The sequence below is a fragment of the Nitratireductor mangrovi genome, from assembly GCF_007922615.2.
GTDB classification, from domain to species: domain Bacteria; phylum Pseudomonadota; class Alphaproteobacteria; order Rhizobiales; family Rhizobiaceae; genus Mangrovimarina; species Mangrovimarina mangrovi.
Genome location: NZ_CP042301.2, coordinates 791,714 through 805,880, shown reverse-complemented (window position 1 = coordinate 805,880; position 14,167 = coordinate 791,714). Strand labels below are relative to the sequence as shown.

General features: G+C 64.4%; 15 protein-coding genes and 1 tRNA gene. 8 read left to right on the top strand and 8 right to left on the bottom strand.

The features are described 5' to 3' along the window. Nucleotides 1-37 precede the first annotated feature (37 nt). From FQ775_RS03885 to FQ775_RS03855, 7 genes are all read left to right on the top strand, one after another. Nucleotides 38-1,504 carry a helix-turn-helix domain-containing protein gene (locus FQ775_RS03885; RefSeq protein WP_146299549.1) on the top strand — a complete coding sequence of 489 codons (1,467 nt, stop codon included), beginning with the start codon at nucleotides 38-40 and terminating at the stop codon, nucleotides 1,502-1,504. A gap of 82 nt (nucleotides 1,505-1,586) precedes the next feature. Then, complete coding sequence (locus FQ775_RS03880; protein WP_146299550.1) at nucleotides 1,587-1,958, top strand: response regulator transcription factor; 372 nt, start codon at nucleotides 1,587-1,589, stop codon at nucleotides 1,956-1,958. Beyond that, nucleotides 1,945-2,220: a hypothetical protein gene (locus tag FQ775_RS03875; RefSeq protein WP_146299551.1), complete on the top strand. Its 276-nt coding sequence runs from the start codon at nucleotides 1,945-1,947 to the stop codon at nucleotides 2,218-2,220. The genes FQ775_RS03880 and FQ775_RS03875 overlap by 14 nt, the downstream gene beginning before the upstream one ends. Further along, the gene (locus FQ775_RS03870) at nucleotides 2,217-4,907 is read left to right on the top strand and encodes a sensor histidine kinase (RefSeq protein WP_146299552.1); all 2,691 of its coding nucleotides are present in this window, start codon (nucleotides 2,217-2,219) and stop codon (nucleotides 4,905-4,907) included. The genes FQ775_RS03875 and FQ775_RS03870 overlap by 4 nt, the downstream gene beginning before the upstream one ends. Before the next feature lie 95 nt (nucleotides 4,908-5,002). Further along, nucleotides 5,003-5,079, top strand: a tRNA-Pro gene (locus tag FQ775_RS03865). A gap of 211 nt (nucleotides 5,080-5,290) precedes the next feature. Then, nucleotides 5,291-5,554 (top strand): hypothetical protein, encoded by a 264-nt coding sequence (locus tag FQ775_RS03860; protein WP_146299553.1) that lies wholly within the window; start codon nucleotides 5,291-5,293, stop codon nucleotides 5,552-5,554. An 81-nt stretch (nucleotides 5,555-5,635) separates the two neighbouring features. Continuing rightward, the gene (locus tag FQ775_RS03855) at nucleotides 5,636-6,001 is read left to right on the top strand and encodes a putative quinol monooxygenase (RefSeq protein WP_146299554.1); all 366 of its coding nucleotides are present in this window, start codon (nucleotides 5,636-5,638) and stop codon (nucleotides 5,999-6,001) included. Nucleotides 6,002-6,018: 17 nt separating this feature from the next. Here the strand turns inward: FQ775_RS03855 and FQ775_RS03850 are convergent, their stop codons facing one another. From FQ775_RS03850 to FQ775_RS03825, 6 genes are all read right to left on the bottom strand, one after another. Further along, complete coding sequence (locus tag FQ775_RS03850) at nucleotides 6,019-6,549, bottom strand: MerR family transcriptional regulator (protein WP_146299555.1); 531 nt, start codon at nucleotides 6,547-6,549, stop codon at nucleotides 6,019-6,021. A 131-nt stretch (nucleotides 6,550-6,680) separates the two neighbouring features. Then, the gene (locus FQ775_RS03845) at nucleotides 6,681-7,001 is read right to left on the bottom strand and encodes an integration host factor subunit alpha (RefSeq protein ID WP_146299556.1); all 321 of its coding nucleotides are present in this window, start codon (nucleotides 6,999-7,001) and stop codon (nucleotides 6,681-6,683) included. Nucleotides 7,002-7,109: 108 nt separating this feature from the next. After that, nucleotides 7,110-8,081 (bottom strand): beta-ketoacyl-ACP synthase III, encoded by a 972-nt coding sequence (locus tag FQ775_RS03840; RefSeq protein WP_146299557.1) that lies wholly within the window; start codon nucleotides 8,079-8,081, stop codon nucleotides 7,110-7,112. Nucleotides 8,082-8,091: 10 nt separating this feature from the next. Further along, nucleotides 8,092-9,156 carry a phosphate acyltransferase PlsX gene (plsX, locus tag FQ775_RS03835; RefSeq protein WP_146299558.1) on the bottom strand — a complete coding sequence of 355 codons (1,065 nt, stop codon included), beginning with the start codon at nucleotides 9,154-9,156 and terminating at the stop codon, nucleotides 8,092-8,094. A 109-nt stretch (nucleotides 9,157-9,265) separates the two neighbouring features. Next, the gene (locus FQ775_RS03830; protein ID WP_146299559.1) at nucleotides 9,266-9,841 is read right to left on the bottom strand and encodes a YceD family protein; all 576 of its coding nucleotides are present in this window, start codon (nucleotides 9,839-9,841) and stop codon (nucleotides 9,266-9,268) included. A gap of 3 nt (nucleotides 9,842-9,844) precedes the next feature. Then, nucleotides 9,845-10,396 (bottom strand): ubiquinol-cytochrome C chaperone family protein, encoded by a 552-nt coding sequence (locus FQ775_RS03825; RefSeq protein WP_146301929.1) that lies wholly within the window; start codon nucleotides 10,394-10,396, stop codon nucleotides 9,845-9,847. 100 nt (nucleotides 10,397-10,496) lie between these two features. Between FQ775_RS03825 and FQ775_RS03820 the strand changes: the two genes are divergently transcribed. Next, nucleotides 10,497-11,021 (top strand): outer membrane protein assembly factor BamE, encoded by a 525-nt coding sequence (locus tag FQ775_RS03820; protein ID WP_146299560.1) that lies wholly within the window; start codon nucleotides 10,497-10,499, stop codon nucleotides 11,019-11,021. A gap of 73 nt (nucleotides 11,022-11,094) precedes the next feature. Here FQ775_RS03820 and FQ775_RS03815 read toward each other — a convergent pair whose 3' ends face one another. Together FQ775_RS03815 and FQ775_RS03810 are read right to left on the bottom strand one after the other, a co-directional pair. Next, entirely contained in the window at nucleotides 11,095-13,239 is a 2,145-nt protein-coding gene (locus tag FQ775_RS03815) for a sodium-translocating pyrophosphatase (RefSeq protein WP_146299561.1), read from the bottom strand. 191 nt (nucleotides 13,240-13,430) lie between these two features. Further along, nucleotides 13,431-14,150: an NYN domain-containing protein gene (locus tag FQ775_RS03810; protein WP_146299562.1), complete on the bottom strand. Its 720-nt coding sequence runs from the start codon at nucleotides 14,148-14,150 to the stop codon at nucleotides 13,431-13,433. Nucleotides 14,151-14,167: the final 17 nt, after the last annotated feature.

Here is a 14,167-nt window from a genome sequence, read left to right as displayed (position 1 = left end):
CTGTCATTTATTTACAAAAGACGCTGGAGGATGAGCGATGCCACAGGCACTGACCGGGCTCAAGATCAAGGCCCTGCGCAAGGCACGCGGCCTGACGCAGCACGAGCTGGCGCGACGCGCCGGCATATCCGCGTCCTATGTGAATCTGATCGAGGCCAACAAGCGCCCGGTCCCGATGGCCCTCCTCGATCGCATTGCCGTCGCGCTCGATGGGGACCGGGCCGAGCTTGACGGAGAGAGCGAGCGGCGGCGTCTTCATAACCTCAACGAAATTGCCTCCGATCCGGCGATCGCCAATGGCAGAGCCGATCCGGCCGGCGCGGAGGAACTGATCGGACGGCAGCCGGAATGGGCCGAGATCATCCTCAACCTCTACCGGGCCTATCGCGACCGCAACGAGGCGGTGCTGGCGCTCGCCGACAGGCTTAACCGCGATCCGTTCCTGGGCGAGAGCATCCACAGCGTGCTCACGCGCGTCACCTCAATCCGTTCAGCTGCCGAGATCCTGATCGATAACGACAGCCTAGGCGCGCCAGATCGCCAACGATTCCTGTCCATCATTTCTGACGACAGTGGTCGCCTTTCCGATACGGCGCGCGAACTGGTGGCCTTCTTCGGCAATACCGACACGCGGGTACGCTCGGCCACGCCGATGGAAAACGTCGACGCCTTCATCAGCGACGCCGACAACCATTTCCCCACGCTGGAAAACGTCGCGGAGACGTTTTTGCGCTCGTTCGGCGGAGGTGCCGGTGCGGCACAGGAAGCGTCGCGGATCGTTGCCGAAGGCGGGGCCGCTGCCGCGGAACCGACTCCCAAGGGCCGGTTTGCGTTGATGCGCAAGGCAGCGGAGGAACTGGCCAGCGATGCCGTGCAGGCCATCGTGGCGGAGCATTCCTCGCTTGGATCCGATGTCGCGCGCGAACTCGCCGCGAACGCTCTCTACAGCTATGTCGCCGGTGCAATCCTCATGCCCTACGAGGCGTTCGCGCGCGCCGCCCTGGACCGTCGCTGCGATCTCGACCAGTTGATGGAGCTGTTCGGCGTATCCTACGAGCAGGCCGCGCATCGCCTTGCCACGCTGCGACGCCCCGGCGCCGAAGGCGTTCACTTTGCCTATATGCGCTCCGACCCGTCCGGCTATGTTACCAAGCGTTTGCCTTTGCCTGGTCTGCACTTGCCGCGCTACGGCACGGCCTGTCCGCTCTGGGCCATCTACGGCGCGTTCCAGACGCCTGGCGTTACGGTGAGGCATTTCGGCGCCCTGCCCTCCGGCGACGAGTTTCTGTTCTTCGCAAGGGCCGTCGACAAGAGCCCGGCGACGATTGGCCGGCCGCGCCACCTGCAATCGATCCTGCTTGCCTGTGCTGCCTCCGAAGCCGATCGGGTCGTCTATGGCGACGGCATCGACCGCGCCCAGGCCACCATCCCGGTCGGTACGGTCTGCCGCCTGTGTTCGCGCGAGACTTGCCGTCACCGTCAGGAGAAGCCACTGCTGGTATGAAGCGCGCCGTCATTCCGACCAAAGGCGTATGTCTGGCGAGGGCCGATATGTGTAGGACACTGGATAGACAGGGGGAAAACAGTTGGGCCGCGACCGTATCCTGATCGTCGAGGACGAGCCTAACATCGTCGAATCACTGCGCTTCATTCTGGAAAGGGCCCAGTTCGACGTGGAGGTTTCCTCGAGCGGGAGTGACGGCCTCGACCGGTTGCGCAGGCAGTCCTTCGCCGCCGTCATCCTCGACATCATGCTGCCGGGCATCAACGGCCTCGAAGTCCTCAAGCATATCCGCGATGACCACAAGATCGGTTCCATGCCGGTGCTGGTGCTGACGGCCAAGGGCCAGGCGCGTGACCGCGAGGCGGCCGAGGGCCTGGGTGCCGACGCCTTCATCACCAAGCCGTTCTCGAACGCCGAGCTTGTCGAACGGGTGCGGGAAATTGCCGGACGGTGAACCCCGCGACGCCGGCGGCGAAGCTCGTGGCGCGCGCGATGCGGCGTCGGTGCTGCCTTTTGTCGTCACGGTCCTCTTCGTTCCGCCGATCATCCTGATCTTCGCCGCTCCGCTGTCGCTGGCAGGCGTGCCTCTGATCGTGCTCTACCTGTTCGGTGTCTGGGCGCTGGCAATCGTGGCAGCCTTCATGCTTGCGCGTAAGTTGGCACCCAAACCACCCGCTCACGGGCGGGAAGGCCGGCCCGGCGGGCCGTCGTCATGAAGCTCCCCACCGACCTCGTTATCTTGGTCTGCCTGGGCTACGTCGCGCTCCTGTTTGCGGTCGCCTTCGCCGGCGATCGCCGCGCGCGGATGCGGCCGGGCGGCTGGCTCTCCTCGCCGCTGGTCTACACATTGTCGATCTCGATCTATTGCACGTCGTGGACGTTTTTCGGGGCCGTCGGCTCGGCGGCGCGCAACGGGCTCGAATTCGTGACCATCTATCTCGGGCCGACCATCGTGTTCGTCGGCTGGTGGCTGTTTTTGCGCAAGCTCGTGACCGTCGGCCGTACCTATCATACCACCTCGATCGCCGACCTGATCTCGGCCCGCTTCGGCAAGAGCCCAGCACTTGGCGCGCTCGTGACCTTGATGGCCGTGGTGGCGACGACACCCTATATCGCACTGCAGTTGAAGGCCCTGACGGCAAGCTTCCAGGTGATCACCTTCCCCGCCGGGGCGGTGACGGCGGCCAATATCGACCTGTCTCCCGACTACCAGATCGCCTTTCTGCTCGCCGCCGGCCTGTGCCTTTTTGCGATCATCTTCGGCGTGCGCAACATCAGCGCCAACGAGCGCCACCATGGCGTCATCGCCGCGATCGCGGTCGAGGCGGTGGTCAAGCTGGTGGCGCTGATCACGGTCGGCTTGTGGGTTCTGCTGAGCCTTGGCGGGAGTGCTACGGACATCTTCGCAAACGCGCCGTCGAACCTCGCCGAGGCCGAAGCCACCTTCGGCCCGCGCTGGGTCACGCTGTGCTTTCTGGCCGGCGCCGCCGTGATCTGCCTGCCACGCCAGTTCCAGGTTACCGTGGTCGAAAACTCCAATGAGGGGCAACTGCGCACCGCGTCATGGCTGTTTCCGCTCTATCTGTTCCTGATCTGCCTGTTCGTGATCCCGATAGCGATCGCCGGGCTTGAGCGCCTGCCGGCCGGCTCCAATCCCGACCTTTATGTGCTGACGCTGCCGCTCGGGGCCGGCGAAGGCACCATCGCGCTCCTGGCTTTCCTCGGCGGCTTCTCTTCGGCGACCTCGATGGTCATCGTCTCCTCGATCGCGCTGTCGACGATGATCTCCAACCACATCGTCATGCCCCTGGCGCTGCGGTTCCGCCTGGCGCCCATCGCCAGCGCACCGCTGATGCGGAGTTTCATCCTTACGACGCGGCGCGCCAGTATCGTCTTCATCGCGGCGCTGGGGTTCCTTTATTTCTGGCTGAGCGGCACCTCCGACGCTTTAGCCGCGATCGGCCTCATCTCCTTCTGCGGTGTGGCGCAGTTCATGCCCAGCCTGGTCGGCGGCCTCTACTGGCGACGCGCCACCCAGTCGGGCGCGCTGGCGGGGCTTGCCGCGGGCTTTGTGCTTTGGGCCTACACGCTTTTCCTGCCGAGCTTCGAGGGTAGTTTTCTTATGTCGGCGGACGCGATCAACGCCGGGCCGTGGGGCCAGGCGTGGCTGAAGCCCCGGGCCCTGTTCGGGCTCGAAGGCTTCGATCCACTGGTGCACGCGTTGTTCTGGAGCATGATCGCCAATGTCGGGCTCCTGATCGGCATTTCGCTCGTCACCGAGCCGACCCCGCTTGCCCGCTACCAGTCGCGGCTTTTCGTCGACATTTTCCGGCGCCAGACTGAAAGCGAAATGCGCGTCATGCGGCGCACGGCCAAGATCCGCGATCTGCGCAATATCGCCAACCGCATCCTCGGCGCCGAGGAGGCGGTCAACCTCTTCGCCCGCGAGAACGCCCGCGACCATGCGCGGATCGCCAATGACGACCTGATCACGCTGGTTGAGCAGAAGCTGGCCTCCAATGTTGGCGCGTCAACGGCCCGCTCGCTGGTCTCGACCGTCGTGACCAGTGAGACGATTTCGGTCGAGAGGCTGCAACGGCTGGCTGACGAGACCGAACAGATACGCGCCTATTCGGAGGAGTTGGAGCGCAAGTCGCGCCAGATCGAGGCAACGGCCGAGGAACTGGCGCGGGCGAATGCGCAGTTGCGCGAGATCGACCAGCGCAAGGACGAATTCCTGAGCCAGGTCAGCCACGAGGTGCGTACGCCGATGACGTCGATCCGCTCCTTCTCCGACATCCTGCTGCAAAACCCGCAGGTCAGCGATGCACAGCGCGAGCGCTTCCTGCGCATCATCCAGGACGAAAGCCTGCGCCTGACCCGCCTGCTCGACGGAATTCTCGATCTCAACCAGCTCGAGCCCGGCGAAGCGGCGTGGGAGCGCATTCCATTCGCCCCCGAGACCGCGCTCGATCAGGCGCTGGAGAGTTGCGAAGCGCTGGTGCGCGCCGCGGGAGTGACAATCACGGTGGAAAAGCGTGCCCGCGACGCCGTCATCGAAGGCGACCGCGACAAGCTCGCCCAAGTCTTCATCAACCTGATTTCCAACGCGATCAAATACAATACCAGCGCTTCACCGGCAGTCGCGGTATCGAGCAGCTACCGCAAAGGGATCTACGAGGCCACGGTTTCCGACAACGGCCCGGGCGTGCCCGAAAGCGAGCGCGAGCGCATCTTCGCGAAATTCTCCCGTGGCGCCGCCTCGCGGCACGCCGGAGCTGGGCTCGGCCTGGCGATCAGCCGGCAGATTGTCGAGATGCTCGGCGGAACGCTGACAGTGACCGAGGCGAAAGCCGGAGGCGCCAGGTTCGTCGTGCGTATCCCGGGCAGACGGGCGACATAGTTGAGCCCTGCCGTTGCTAGGGTGGACGACGCATCGCCGCGTCGGCTTTTTGCGCTTGCGCGGCTCCTCACGAGACTATAAGCCTTGCCGCGGTTCGGAGCGTAGCGCAGCCCGGTAGCGCACTTGACTGGGGGTCAAGGGGTCGTGGGTTCGAATCCCGCCGCTCCGACCATTCTTCTCCGTCGCTCGTCGCTGTTGGGCACTGATCATTAGATGCCGCCGGCTCGCCGTCGCTGTGCCAGTCACAATGATGCCGGCATCGCGCGTTACGCCACTGCCATCAACAACGAGTGGCCGACAGTCTCCGTGCCCTGATCCTTCTGCCTTTCGAGCATTGCCAACTCCCGTGACGGGAGAATTGCGTCTGCTCGAAGGAGAACATCATGGCCAAATTGTCCATCCGCCTCATGCCGTCCGCAAGACAGCATACGCACAGCCCGGACGCCTTGCGTGAAGCCGCGATGGCGGCATTTTCTGCCGCCGGCGGCGGTGACATCCGTGTACTCGCCTTTTCGTGCGAAGGGCGTCACTACGCCTTGTCGACTCGCATCGTCGTCGAGGTCGACTGGCTTCCCGGCCGCGTTCCGCCGCGCGTGCTGCGGGAGCCTTCCGACAAGCGGTTGCCTCCGCGACGGCGGCGGCCGTAACCCGTTCACTTCCACGGCACCCGGTTTGCGGACGCGTCAAGGCACGCTAAGGTTCCCGGATCGGGTGCGTGGGAGCATCATGTGAGCGAGTACAGCATCATCGTCGAGTACGAGACGATTCCGGGCCATTCCGCCGAGTTCGTCGCCATCATGACCGAACATGCCAGCCGGACCCGCGAGGAGGAACCCGGCTGCCTGCGGTTCGAACTCTTGCAGCCTGTCGATGGCAACGGACAGCCGATGGCCGACCGCTTCATCGTCAACGAGCTTTACGCCGGGCGTTCGGCCGTCGAGACGCATGAGCGCAGCCCTCGCCTTGCCAGGGTGCGCGCGGCGTTGACGCCTCTGGTGGCCACACGCCGGCTCATCAAGTCGGTGGCGATCTTTCCGCATTGCGCGGACGAAGGCATCAGGCCAGAGGACCTTAACGCTGCCAATGACGGCTAGGGGGCCGGCGTTACCGTCTACCTGACCTGGTCAAGCAAGCGTTTGCACTCCAGCAGGTCGAACAGCGCCTCCTGGAGCAGTGCGCGGTTGTCACGGGAAAGCTTGTCGTCGCCAGTCGCCGGTCCATCATCGCCCTGGCGGCCGAGCCCGAAGAAACGCCGGCTGGGCTTTGCCTTCGGTTCGCCGACCAGCATCTCGTCGTCATTGCCGCGTGGCGCGGGCGCCGGCTGGGGCGCAGCTTGCTTGCGCATGGTGATCGCCTCGGCCGCTGCGAGATCGCCGGCGCCGATGGCGGTAAGGAAGCCGACGCCGTTCTCGCGCAGCAGCTTCTGTACGCCCTTGATGGTGTAGCCCTGCTCGTAGAGCATGTGCTTGATGCCCTTGATCAGGTCGACGTCCTGAGGGCGGTAGTAGCGGCGGCCACCGCCGCGCTTCATCGGCTTGATGTGATTGAAACGGGTCTCCCAGAAGCGCAACACATGCTGCGGCAGGTCGAGATCCTCGGCAACCTCGCTGATCGTGCGGAAGGCATCGGGGGATTTGTCCATCACGTGCTCCGGGGCGCCGATGCGCCCGATTCGCACGTCATTCCAGCCCTTCCGGACCGCGGTTTCAAGTGCGAAGAACGTACGAACAGCGTGGGACGCCCGTCACCTGACAGACCGGAGGAAACGGCCGCCTATTCCGCCGCCGCTCCGCGCCCTTTGTGCGCGCGCAGGATGCGCTCCTTCAGGACGTTGGATGCCTTGAAGGTCATGACCTTGCGCGGAAGGATCGGCACCTCCTCACCCGTTTTGGGATTACGCCCGACCCGTTCGTTCTTTTCGCGCACATGGAAGGTAGCGAAGGAGGAAAGTTTCACCGTTTCGCCGCGGACAATGGCCTCGCAGATCTCGGCAAGCACCATCTCGACCAGTTGCGCCGACTCCGTGCGCGACAACCCGACCTTGCGGTAGACCGCCTCGGCCAGATCGGCACGCGTAATGGTCTTTCCCCCCATCCGGTCATCCAGTCTCGTGCTGAATTGCTTAGATTATTCAAAAGTGTGGAGACGTTAGAAAATCGGGGAGACGAGGTCAAGGACCGCCGGGCCGGAAGCTGACCGCAGCTACCAGCGCACCAGCACCGCGCCCCAGGTGAAGCCCCCGCCCATGGCCTCCAGCAGCACCAGATCGCCCTTTTTGATGCGGCCATCGGCGACCGCGCAGCCGAGCGCCAGCGGCACCGAGGCAGCGGAGGTATTGCCGTGCAGGTGAACTGTGGTGACGACCTTCTCCTCGGCGATGCCCAGTTTCTTGGCCGAGGCATCGATAATGCGCTTGTTGGCCTGGTGGGGCACGAACCAGTCGAGATCATCGGCAGTGATGCCGCCGGCCGTGAAGGTCGCCTCGACGACATCCGTGATCATGGCGACGGCGTGCTTGAAGACCTCGCGCCCCTGCATGCGCAGATGGCCGACGGTCCCCGTGGTAGAAGGTCCGCCGTCGACATAGAGCTTTTCCTTGTGCGTGCCGTCAGAGCGCAGGCTCGATGCCAGGACGCCGCGGTCGGCGACAGTGCCCTCCCCTTCCTGGGCTTCCAGCACGACGGCGCCCGCGCCATCGCCGAACAGCACGCAGGTCGTACGGTCGCTCCAGTCGAGGATACGCGAAAACGTCTCCGAGCCTATGACCAGGACACGCTTCGCGAGCCCTCCACGGATGTAGAGATCGGCTGTCGTGATGGCGTAGACGAAGCCGCTGCACACCGCCTGCTGGTCGAAGGCGAAGCCGTGCCTCATGCCCAGCCTCTCCTGAATTTCCACCGCGGTGGCAGGAAAGGTGTGGTTGGGTGTCGACGTGGCCAGCACGATCAGGTCGATGTCGTCGGGCGTCAATCCGGCCGCCGCCAGCGCATTGCGCGCCGCCGCCTCTCCCAACGACGCCGTCGTCTCGTCGTCGGACGCGACATGGCGCTGGCGGATGCCGGTCCGCTGCACGATCCATTCGTCCGAGGTCTCGACCATGCCCTCGAAATCGGCGTTGCGCATGATGCGGCGCGGCAGGGCGGTTCCAACACCGCGCACGACGGATCGTTTCATCTCTTCGCCCCTAGATCTGTTCGCGGTCCGCAGCCTCCGGGGCGCGGTTGCCGGCCGCCCGACCGGCGTGGAAGCGGTCGAAGTCGGCCTTGATCTTGTCGATCAACCGGTTGCGGACCATGTCATAGCCAAGTTCCACGGCGGCAGCGAAGCCCTCGTCATCGGTGCCGCCGTGGCTCTTCACGACAATCCCGTTGAGACCGAGGAAGATGCCGCCATTGATCTTTCGGACGTCCATTTTCTCGCGCAGCCGCGCAAAGGCGTCGCGAGCGAAGATGTAGCCGATGCGTGCCATTATCGTCCGGCTCATGGCACTGCGCAGATACTCCGCGAGTTGCTTGGCCGTGCCTTCGGCCGATTTCAGGGCGATGTTGCCCGAAAATCCTTCCGTGACGACGACGTCGACGGAACCTTTGCCGATATCGTCGCCCTCGACGAAGCCATGATAATTCATGGTCTCGAGATTGGCCTCGCGCAGCATGCGGCCCGCCTCGCGAACGTCTTCCTGGCCCTTGATCTCCTCGACCCCGACATTGAGCAGGCCGACCGTCGGGCGATCGAGCTGGAACAGCGCGCGCGCCATCGCAGCACCAAGGATGGAAAAATCGATCAACTGGTGCGCGTCGGCCCCGATCGTCGCGCCGACGTCAAGCACGACGCTCTCGCCGCGCATCGTCGGCCAGATCGCCGCGATTGCCGGCCGCTCGATGCTTGCCATCGTTCGCAGGCAAAACTTCGACATCGCCATCAAGGCGCCGGTGTTGCCGGCCGACACACAGACGTCGGCCTCATCCTTCTTGACCGCCTCGATCGCCCGCCACATCGACGATTTCCAACGGCCGTGGCGCAGCGCCTGGCTCGGCTTGTCGTCCATCCGCACCGCGATCTCGCAATGCACAAATTCGGAGACCGCCTTCACCCGGGGATGACGATCGAGAACCGGCGCAACGGCGTCCTCATGACCGAACAGCAGGAAGCGGGCGTCGGGTCTGCGTTCGATCACCTTCTGAATGCCCGGAATGATCACGGAAGGTCCGTGGTCGCCCCCCATGGCGTCAATGGAAATCCTGATCACGCCTGTCTCATCTCATTCGTCGCGGTGCCGGGGGCCTCTTGCAAGCCCGGCGAAAATAGCGGTTTTGCCCGGTGGCACAACCGGATTCGGTTCGGCGCGGGCACAGTTGTCAGCTTTTGCGCTTGAGGGAAAGCAATTTCGCGAAGGGCGAATCCTCGTCGGACCGCCTCGCGTCGTCTTCCATCGAAACCGGGTCCGTCGCGTGCTTGGCGCGTGGATAGGGGTCGATACCGAGTTCGAAAAATTCTTCGGCCAGGGCGCCGACATCAATGCTGTCGCCGGAATAGGTTTCAGGCGCGTCCGGCCCCTCGGGATCGAGCAGGATTTCGCCTTCGGCAGAGTATTCGGGCCGTGTCAGTGCCGAGCCTTCCGGCAGAAAGACGGCATCGATCGCCTCGTCAACCTCGCCGGAGACGGGTTCAAGGGTCACCACGCAGGGCTGGACGATGCTGGCCTTCACCCTGCCCCGCACGCGAACACCCCGCTTCTTCCACACGCTCACCAGCAGTTCGGCACGGAAAGTTGCCACCGCCGACAGTTCGTGCGCCTTCGCCAGCGCGTCACGTTGCTCCGCATCCGCCTCGAAGGTGACCACCATGCCTTTCTGGGGCAGGCTGCGCACATTGACCGCAAGGGCGATCGGACCCGTCGCGGTTTCGCGGTTCTTTTGCCGTCCGTGGCGCATCTTTCAGACCGGATGCTTCTCGAGGCCCGCCTGCGGGAAGGTAATCTCTCCTCCGAGCAGATGCCGGGCATCCTGTTCCTTCAGCAGACCATGCGCCTTCACGACATAGTCGGCAAGGCCGTGCGCCCCCGGCCACACGTCCGAATCCGGTCGGACGTTGCGGGCAAGCGCCACCGCCAGCGCCTCGTCGTCGCCGGCGTCGAGCGCCTGTCCATAAGATTGCGCGCGCCCGTAGAACATACGCGCAAGCCGTTTCATGCGCTTGGAGATACCAAGGTCGCCGATGCCCAACTCGCGCAAGGAGTGGTCGACGTCGCGGAAGAATTCGTCCGTCAGTTCCTGGACCAGCTCTTTCAGGGCTGCGTCGTCGCGCGCGCGATGCATCAGCAGAAAGACATGCAGCGACAGCACCTCGAAACGGCCCAGCGGCGTGTCGGGAACCTGCCAGATGGAATAAAAGCAAGGTTGCCGTGACGCCGCCACGATTTGCGAGTAGAGCGCGTCCACAATGGCTCTGTTCGGATTCTGCCCAAGGCCGAAAAGACGTTTGAACATGCCGGGCTTTCTCCCTGCGGCCGCGCCGGCGGCCAGTTGCATCGGCGCGAAAGCTGGTTTACCGAGTCCGCGCCGCGGCGCAAGCCGTGTGCGACCCTAGATGGAGATGTCGTTGCTGCCAGTCAATTTCAACCGGATCGCCCGTCGGCGCCGCGTGCTGGCGGCTGTTGCCGTCGGCCTCCTGCCACTCGCCGGCTGCAGCACATCGGAATCGCTCAATCCCACCGAAACCTTCACCCAGGGTTATGTCATCGACGAGGAAGCACTTGAACTCGTCCCGGCCGGATCGAGCCGCGAGCAGGTGCTTCTGGCGTTGGGCACGCCGTCCACCACGGCGACCTTCGACAACGAGGTGTTTTATTACATCTCGCAGACACGCGTCCGTCCGGTCGCCTTCATGAACAAGCGCATCGTCGACCAGCGCGTGCTCGCCGTCTATTTCGGCGAGGACGGCCGTGTCGAGAGCCTTGCCAACTACGGCCTGCAGGACGGCAAGGTCTTCGACTTCGTGTCGCGCACGACGCCGACCGGAGGCAAGGACCAGACGTTTGTCGGTAGATTGCTCTCCGGCCTTGGCAGCGGCAAGCCACCACCAGGCGGCCCGTTTGGTGGCCCACCCGTCTGACGTCCAGGCAAGGGATCAACGAAAAACCCCGCCGGATCGCTCCGGCGGGGTTTTTCGTGTCCTTCGGGAAGGATCAGTGTGCCAACACGGCGAGCAGCAGCAACGCCATGATGTTGGTGATTTTGATCGCCGGGTTCACGGCGGGGCCGGCGGTGTCCTTGTAGGGGTCGCCGACCGTATCGCCGGTCACGGAGGCCTTGTGCGCCTCCGAGCCCTTCTCGTGCTTGACGCCGTCCTTGTCGACGAAGCCGTCCTCGAAGCTCTTCTTGGCGTTGTCCCAGGCACCACCGCCCGAGGTCATGGAGATCGCGACGAACAGGCCGTTCACGATCACGCCCAGAAGCGAAGCGCCGAGTGCGGCGAAGGCGGACGCCTTGGAACCGGAGATCAGCAACACGCCGAAATAGACGACGAGCGGCGCCAGAACCGGCAGCAACGACGGAATGATCATTTCCTTGATCGCAGCCTTGGTCAGCATGTCCACCGCACGCGCATAGTCCGGCTTGTCCTTGCCTTCCATGATGCCCGGCTTCTCGCGGAACTGCCTGCGCACCTCCTCCACGACCGCGCCGCCGGCACGACCGACCGCCGTCATCGCGATGCCGCCGAACAGATACGGAATCAGGCCGCCGAAGATCAGGCCCGCCACGACATAGGGGTTCGACAGCGAGAACGAGACGTTGCCCATGCCTTCGAAATAGGGGAACTGCGCCGCATTGGCGGCGAAATACTCCAGATCGTAGGAATAGGCGGCGAACAGCACCAACGCACCGAGACCGGCCGAGCCGATCGCGTAGCCCTTGGTCACGGCCTTGGTGGTGTTGCCGACCGCGTCGAGGGCGTCGGTCGACTGGCGCACTTCCGACGGCAGTCCGGACATTTCGGCGATGCCGCCGGCATTGTCGGTCACCGGGCCAAAGGCGTCGAGCGCAACGATCATGCCGGCAAGGCCGAGCATGGTCGTCACGGCGATTGCGGTGCCGAACAGGCCGGCAAGCTGGAACGTGGCAATGATGCCGGCCACGATCACGATTGCCGGCAGCGCAGTCGCCTCGAGCGAAACGGCGAGGCCCTGAATGACGTTGGTGCCATGGCCGGTAACGGACGCCTGGGCGATCGAGTTGACCGGACGCTTGTTGGTGCCGGTGTAGTACTCGGTGATGACCACGATCAGGCCCGTGACGGCCAGCCCGATCACGCCGCAGATGAACAGGTTGGTGCCGGTCATCGCGGAAACGCCGGTCGCCGACGGCGTGATCTCGCCCCATCCGATGGTAAGCGAGGTCGCAGCACCGATGCCGAGCACGGTCAGGAGCCCGGTCACGATCAGGCCCTTGTAGAGCGCGCCCATGATCGAGCCGTTGGCGCCGAGGCGCACGAAGAAGGTGCCGATGATGGAGGTGATGATGCAGGCCGCGCAGATCGCCAGCGGATAGAGCATGACGCTTGCCAGCACCTCGGTGCCACCGAAGAAGATGGCGCCGAGCACCATGGTCGCGACAACCGTCACCGCGTAGGTCTCGAACAGGTCGGCCGCCATGCCGGCACAGTCGCCGACATTGTCGCCGACATTGTCGGCGATGGTGGCCGGGTTGCGCGGATCGTCCTCGGGAATGCCCGCTTCCACCTTGCCGACGAGATCGCCACCGACATCGGCACCCTTGGTGAAGATGCCGCCGCCGAGACGCGCGAAGATCGAGATCAGCGAAGCGCCGAAGCCAAGCGCGACCAGCGCGTCGATGACGGCGCGGTCGGCCGGGGCGTAGCCCATCGGGCCGATCAGCACATAATAGTAGACGGCGACGCCGAGCAGCGCGAGGCCGGCAACCAGCATGCCGGTGATGGCGCCCGACTTGAAGGCGATGTCGAGGCCGGCGGCGAGGCTGTTGGAGGCCGCCTGCGCGGTGCGCACATTGGCGCGCACAGACACGTGCATGCCGATGAAGCCGGCAACACCGGAAAGGATCGCGCCGATCGCAAAGCCGACCGCCGCAGCGCCGGAGAGCAGCCACCAGGCGAGCAGGAAGACCACGACGCCGACGATGGCGATCGTGGTGTACTGCCGGCTGAGATAGGCCTGCGCACCCTCACGGATGGCGCCGGCGATTTCCTGCATGCGCTCGTTGCCCTGATCGGCCGCGAGGACCGACTGCGTCGCCCAGATGGCGTAGAGGACAGAAAGCAGGCCGCAGGCGATGACGACGTAAAGCATGGTCATTGCCGAATTTCCCTGGGTTTGGCCCGGAAGAACCCCTCCCCGGGCCGTTGAAGGAAGGCCGGAGCGCCCACGAAAATGGGCGGAGTCCGGCCGATCGAGGCGGCTTATGCGAAACGCCCGCGCCAACGTCAAGGTTTTGTTACGGTTTTGCCCGGCTTTCGCCGCTATCGCGCAACCGACTTTGGTCGAAACTATCTGCGCTTCACCAGCACCGGGCCGCCGCCCTCGCGCGAGCGTTTGACCTCGACCGAACCCATGCTTTCGGCAAGACCACTCAGCTTGCGGAAACCATAGTTGCGCGGGTCGAAATCGGGCATGCGCTTGTTGAGTATCTGGCCGACCTCACCCAGGGGAGCCCAGCCATCCTCGCCGGAGAGGTCGTCGATGGCCGCCAGGATGTCGCGTGTCGGCGGCGAGACCTTCTTGCGCGGCTTCCTCTTCTGATCCTGCTCCTGCTCTTCTTCCTCGAGCAGCAGGTCGCAGTAGAAGAAGCGGTCGCAGGAACGCACATAGGCGACCGACGCCTTCTGTTCGCCGAAACCGTAGACCGCCACGCCCTCCTCGCGGATGCGGCTTGCCAGCGTTGTGAAGTCGCTGTCGGAGGAAGCGATGCAGAAGCCCTCGATCTGGCCTCGGTGGAGCAAGTCCATCGCCTCGATTGCCAGCTTCATGTCGGTGGCATTCTTGCCCTTGGCGGCGGGGGGGATGTGCACCGGCGTCAGAGCATGTTCGTGGACAAGCGCATGCCACGACTTCATCGCCGAACTGGCGAAATGTCCGTAGACGCGCTTCACGGTGATGGTGCCGTAGGCTGAGGCCTCGCGGATGATGATGGGCAAGAACTCCGAGCGGACATTATCCGCGTCGATCAACAGGGCGAGGCGAGCCCGCGTATCGGTCTTCTCCGGCATGTCGTCTCCTGTTTGCG

What these genes read in the sequence shown, in the direction of transcription:
- FQ775_RS03810 (WP_146299562.1), bottom strand. Translation starts at nt 14,150, where the DNA reads ATGCCGGAGAAGACCGATACGCGGGCTCGCCTCGCCCTGTTGATCGAC.
- FQ775_RS03830 (WP_146299559.1), bottom strand. Translation starts at nt 9,841, where the DNA reads ATGCGCCACGGACGGCAAAAGAACCGCGAAACCGCGACGGGTCCGATC.
- FQ775_RS03850 (WP_146299555.1), bottom strand. Translation starts at nt 6,549, where the DNA reads ATGGACAAATCCCCCGATGCCTTCCGCACGATCAGCGAGGTTGCCGAG.
- FQ775_RS03840 (WP_146299557.1), bottom strand. Translation starts at nt 8,081, where the DNA reads ATGAAACGATCCGTCGTGCGCGGTGTTGGAACCGCCCTGCCGCGCCGC.
- FQ775_RS03815 (WP_146299561.1), bottom strand. Translation starts at nt 13,239, where the DNA reads ATGACCATGCTTTACGTCGTCATCGCCTGCGGCCTGCTTTCTGTCCTC.
- FQ775_RS03845 (WP_146299556.1), bottom strand. Translation starts at nt 7,001, where the DNA reads ATGGGGGGAAAGACCATTACGCGTGCCGATCTGGCCGAGGCGGTCTAC.
- FQ775_RS03860 (WP_146299553.1), top strand. Translation starts at nt 5,291, where the DNA reads ATGGCCAAATTGTCCATCCGCCTCATGCCGTCCGCAAGACAGCATACG.
- FQ775_RS03820 (WP_146299560.1), top strand. Translation starts at nt 10,497, where the DNA reads ATGGAGATGTCGTTGCTGCCAGTCAATTTCAACCGGATCGCCCGTCGG.
- FQ775_RS03885 (WP_146299549.1), top strand. Translation starts at nt 38, where the DNA reads ATGCCACAGGCACTGACCGGGCTCAAGATCAAGGCCCTGCGCAAGGCA.
- FQ775_RS03870 (WP_146299552.1), top strand. Translation starts at nt 2,217, where the DNA reads ATGAAGCTCCCCACCGACCTCGTTATCTTGGTCTGCCTGGGCTACGTC.
- FQ775_RS03825 (WP_146301929.1), bottom strand. Translation starts at nt 10,396, where the DNA reads ATGTTCAAACGTCTTTTCGGCCTTGGGCAGAATCCGAACAGAGCCATT.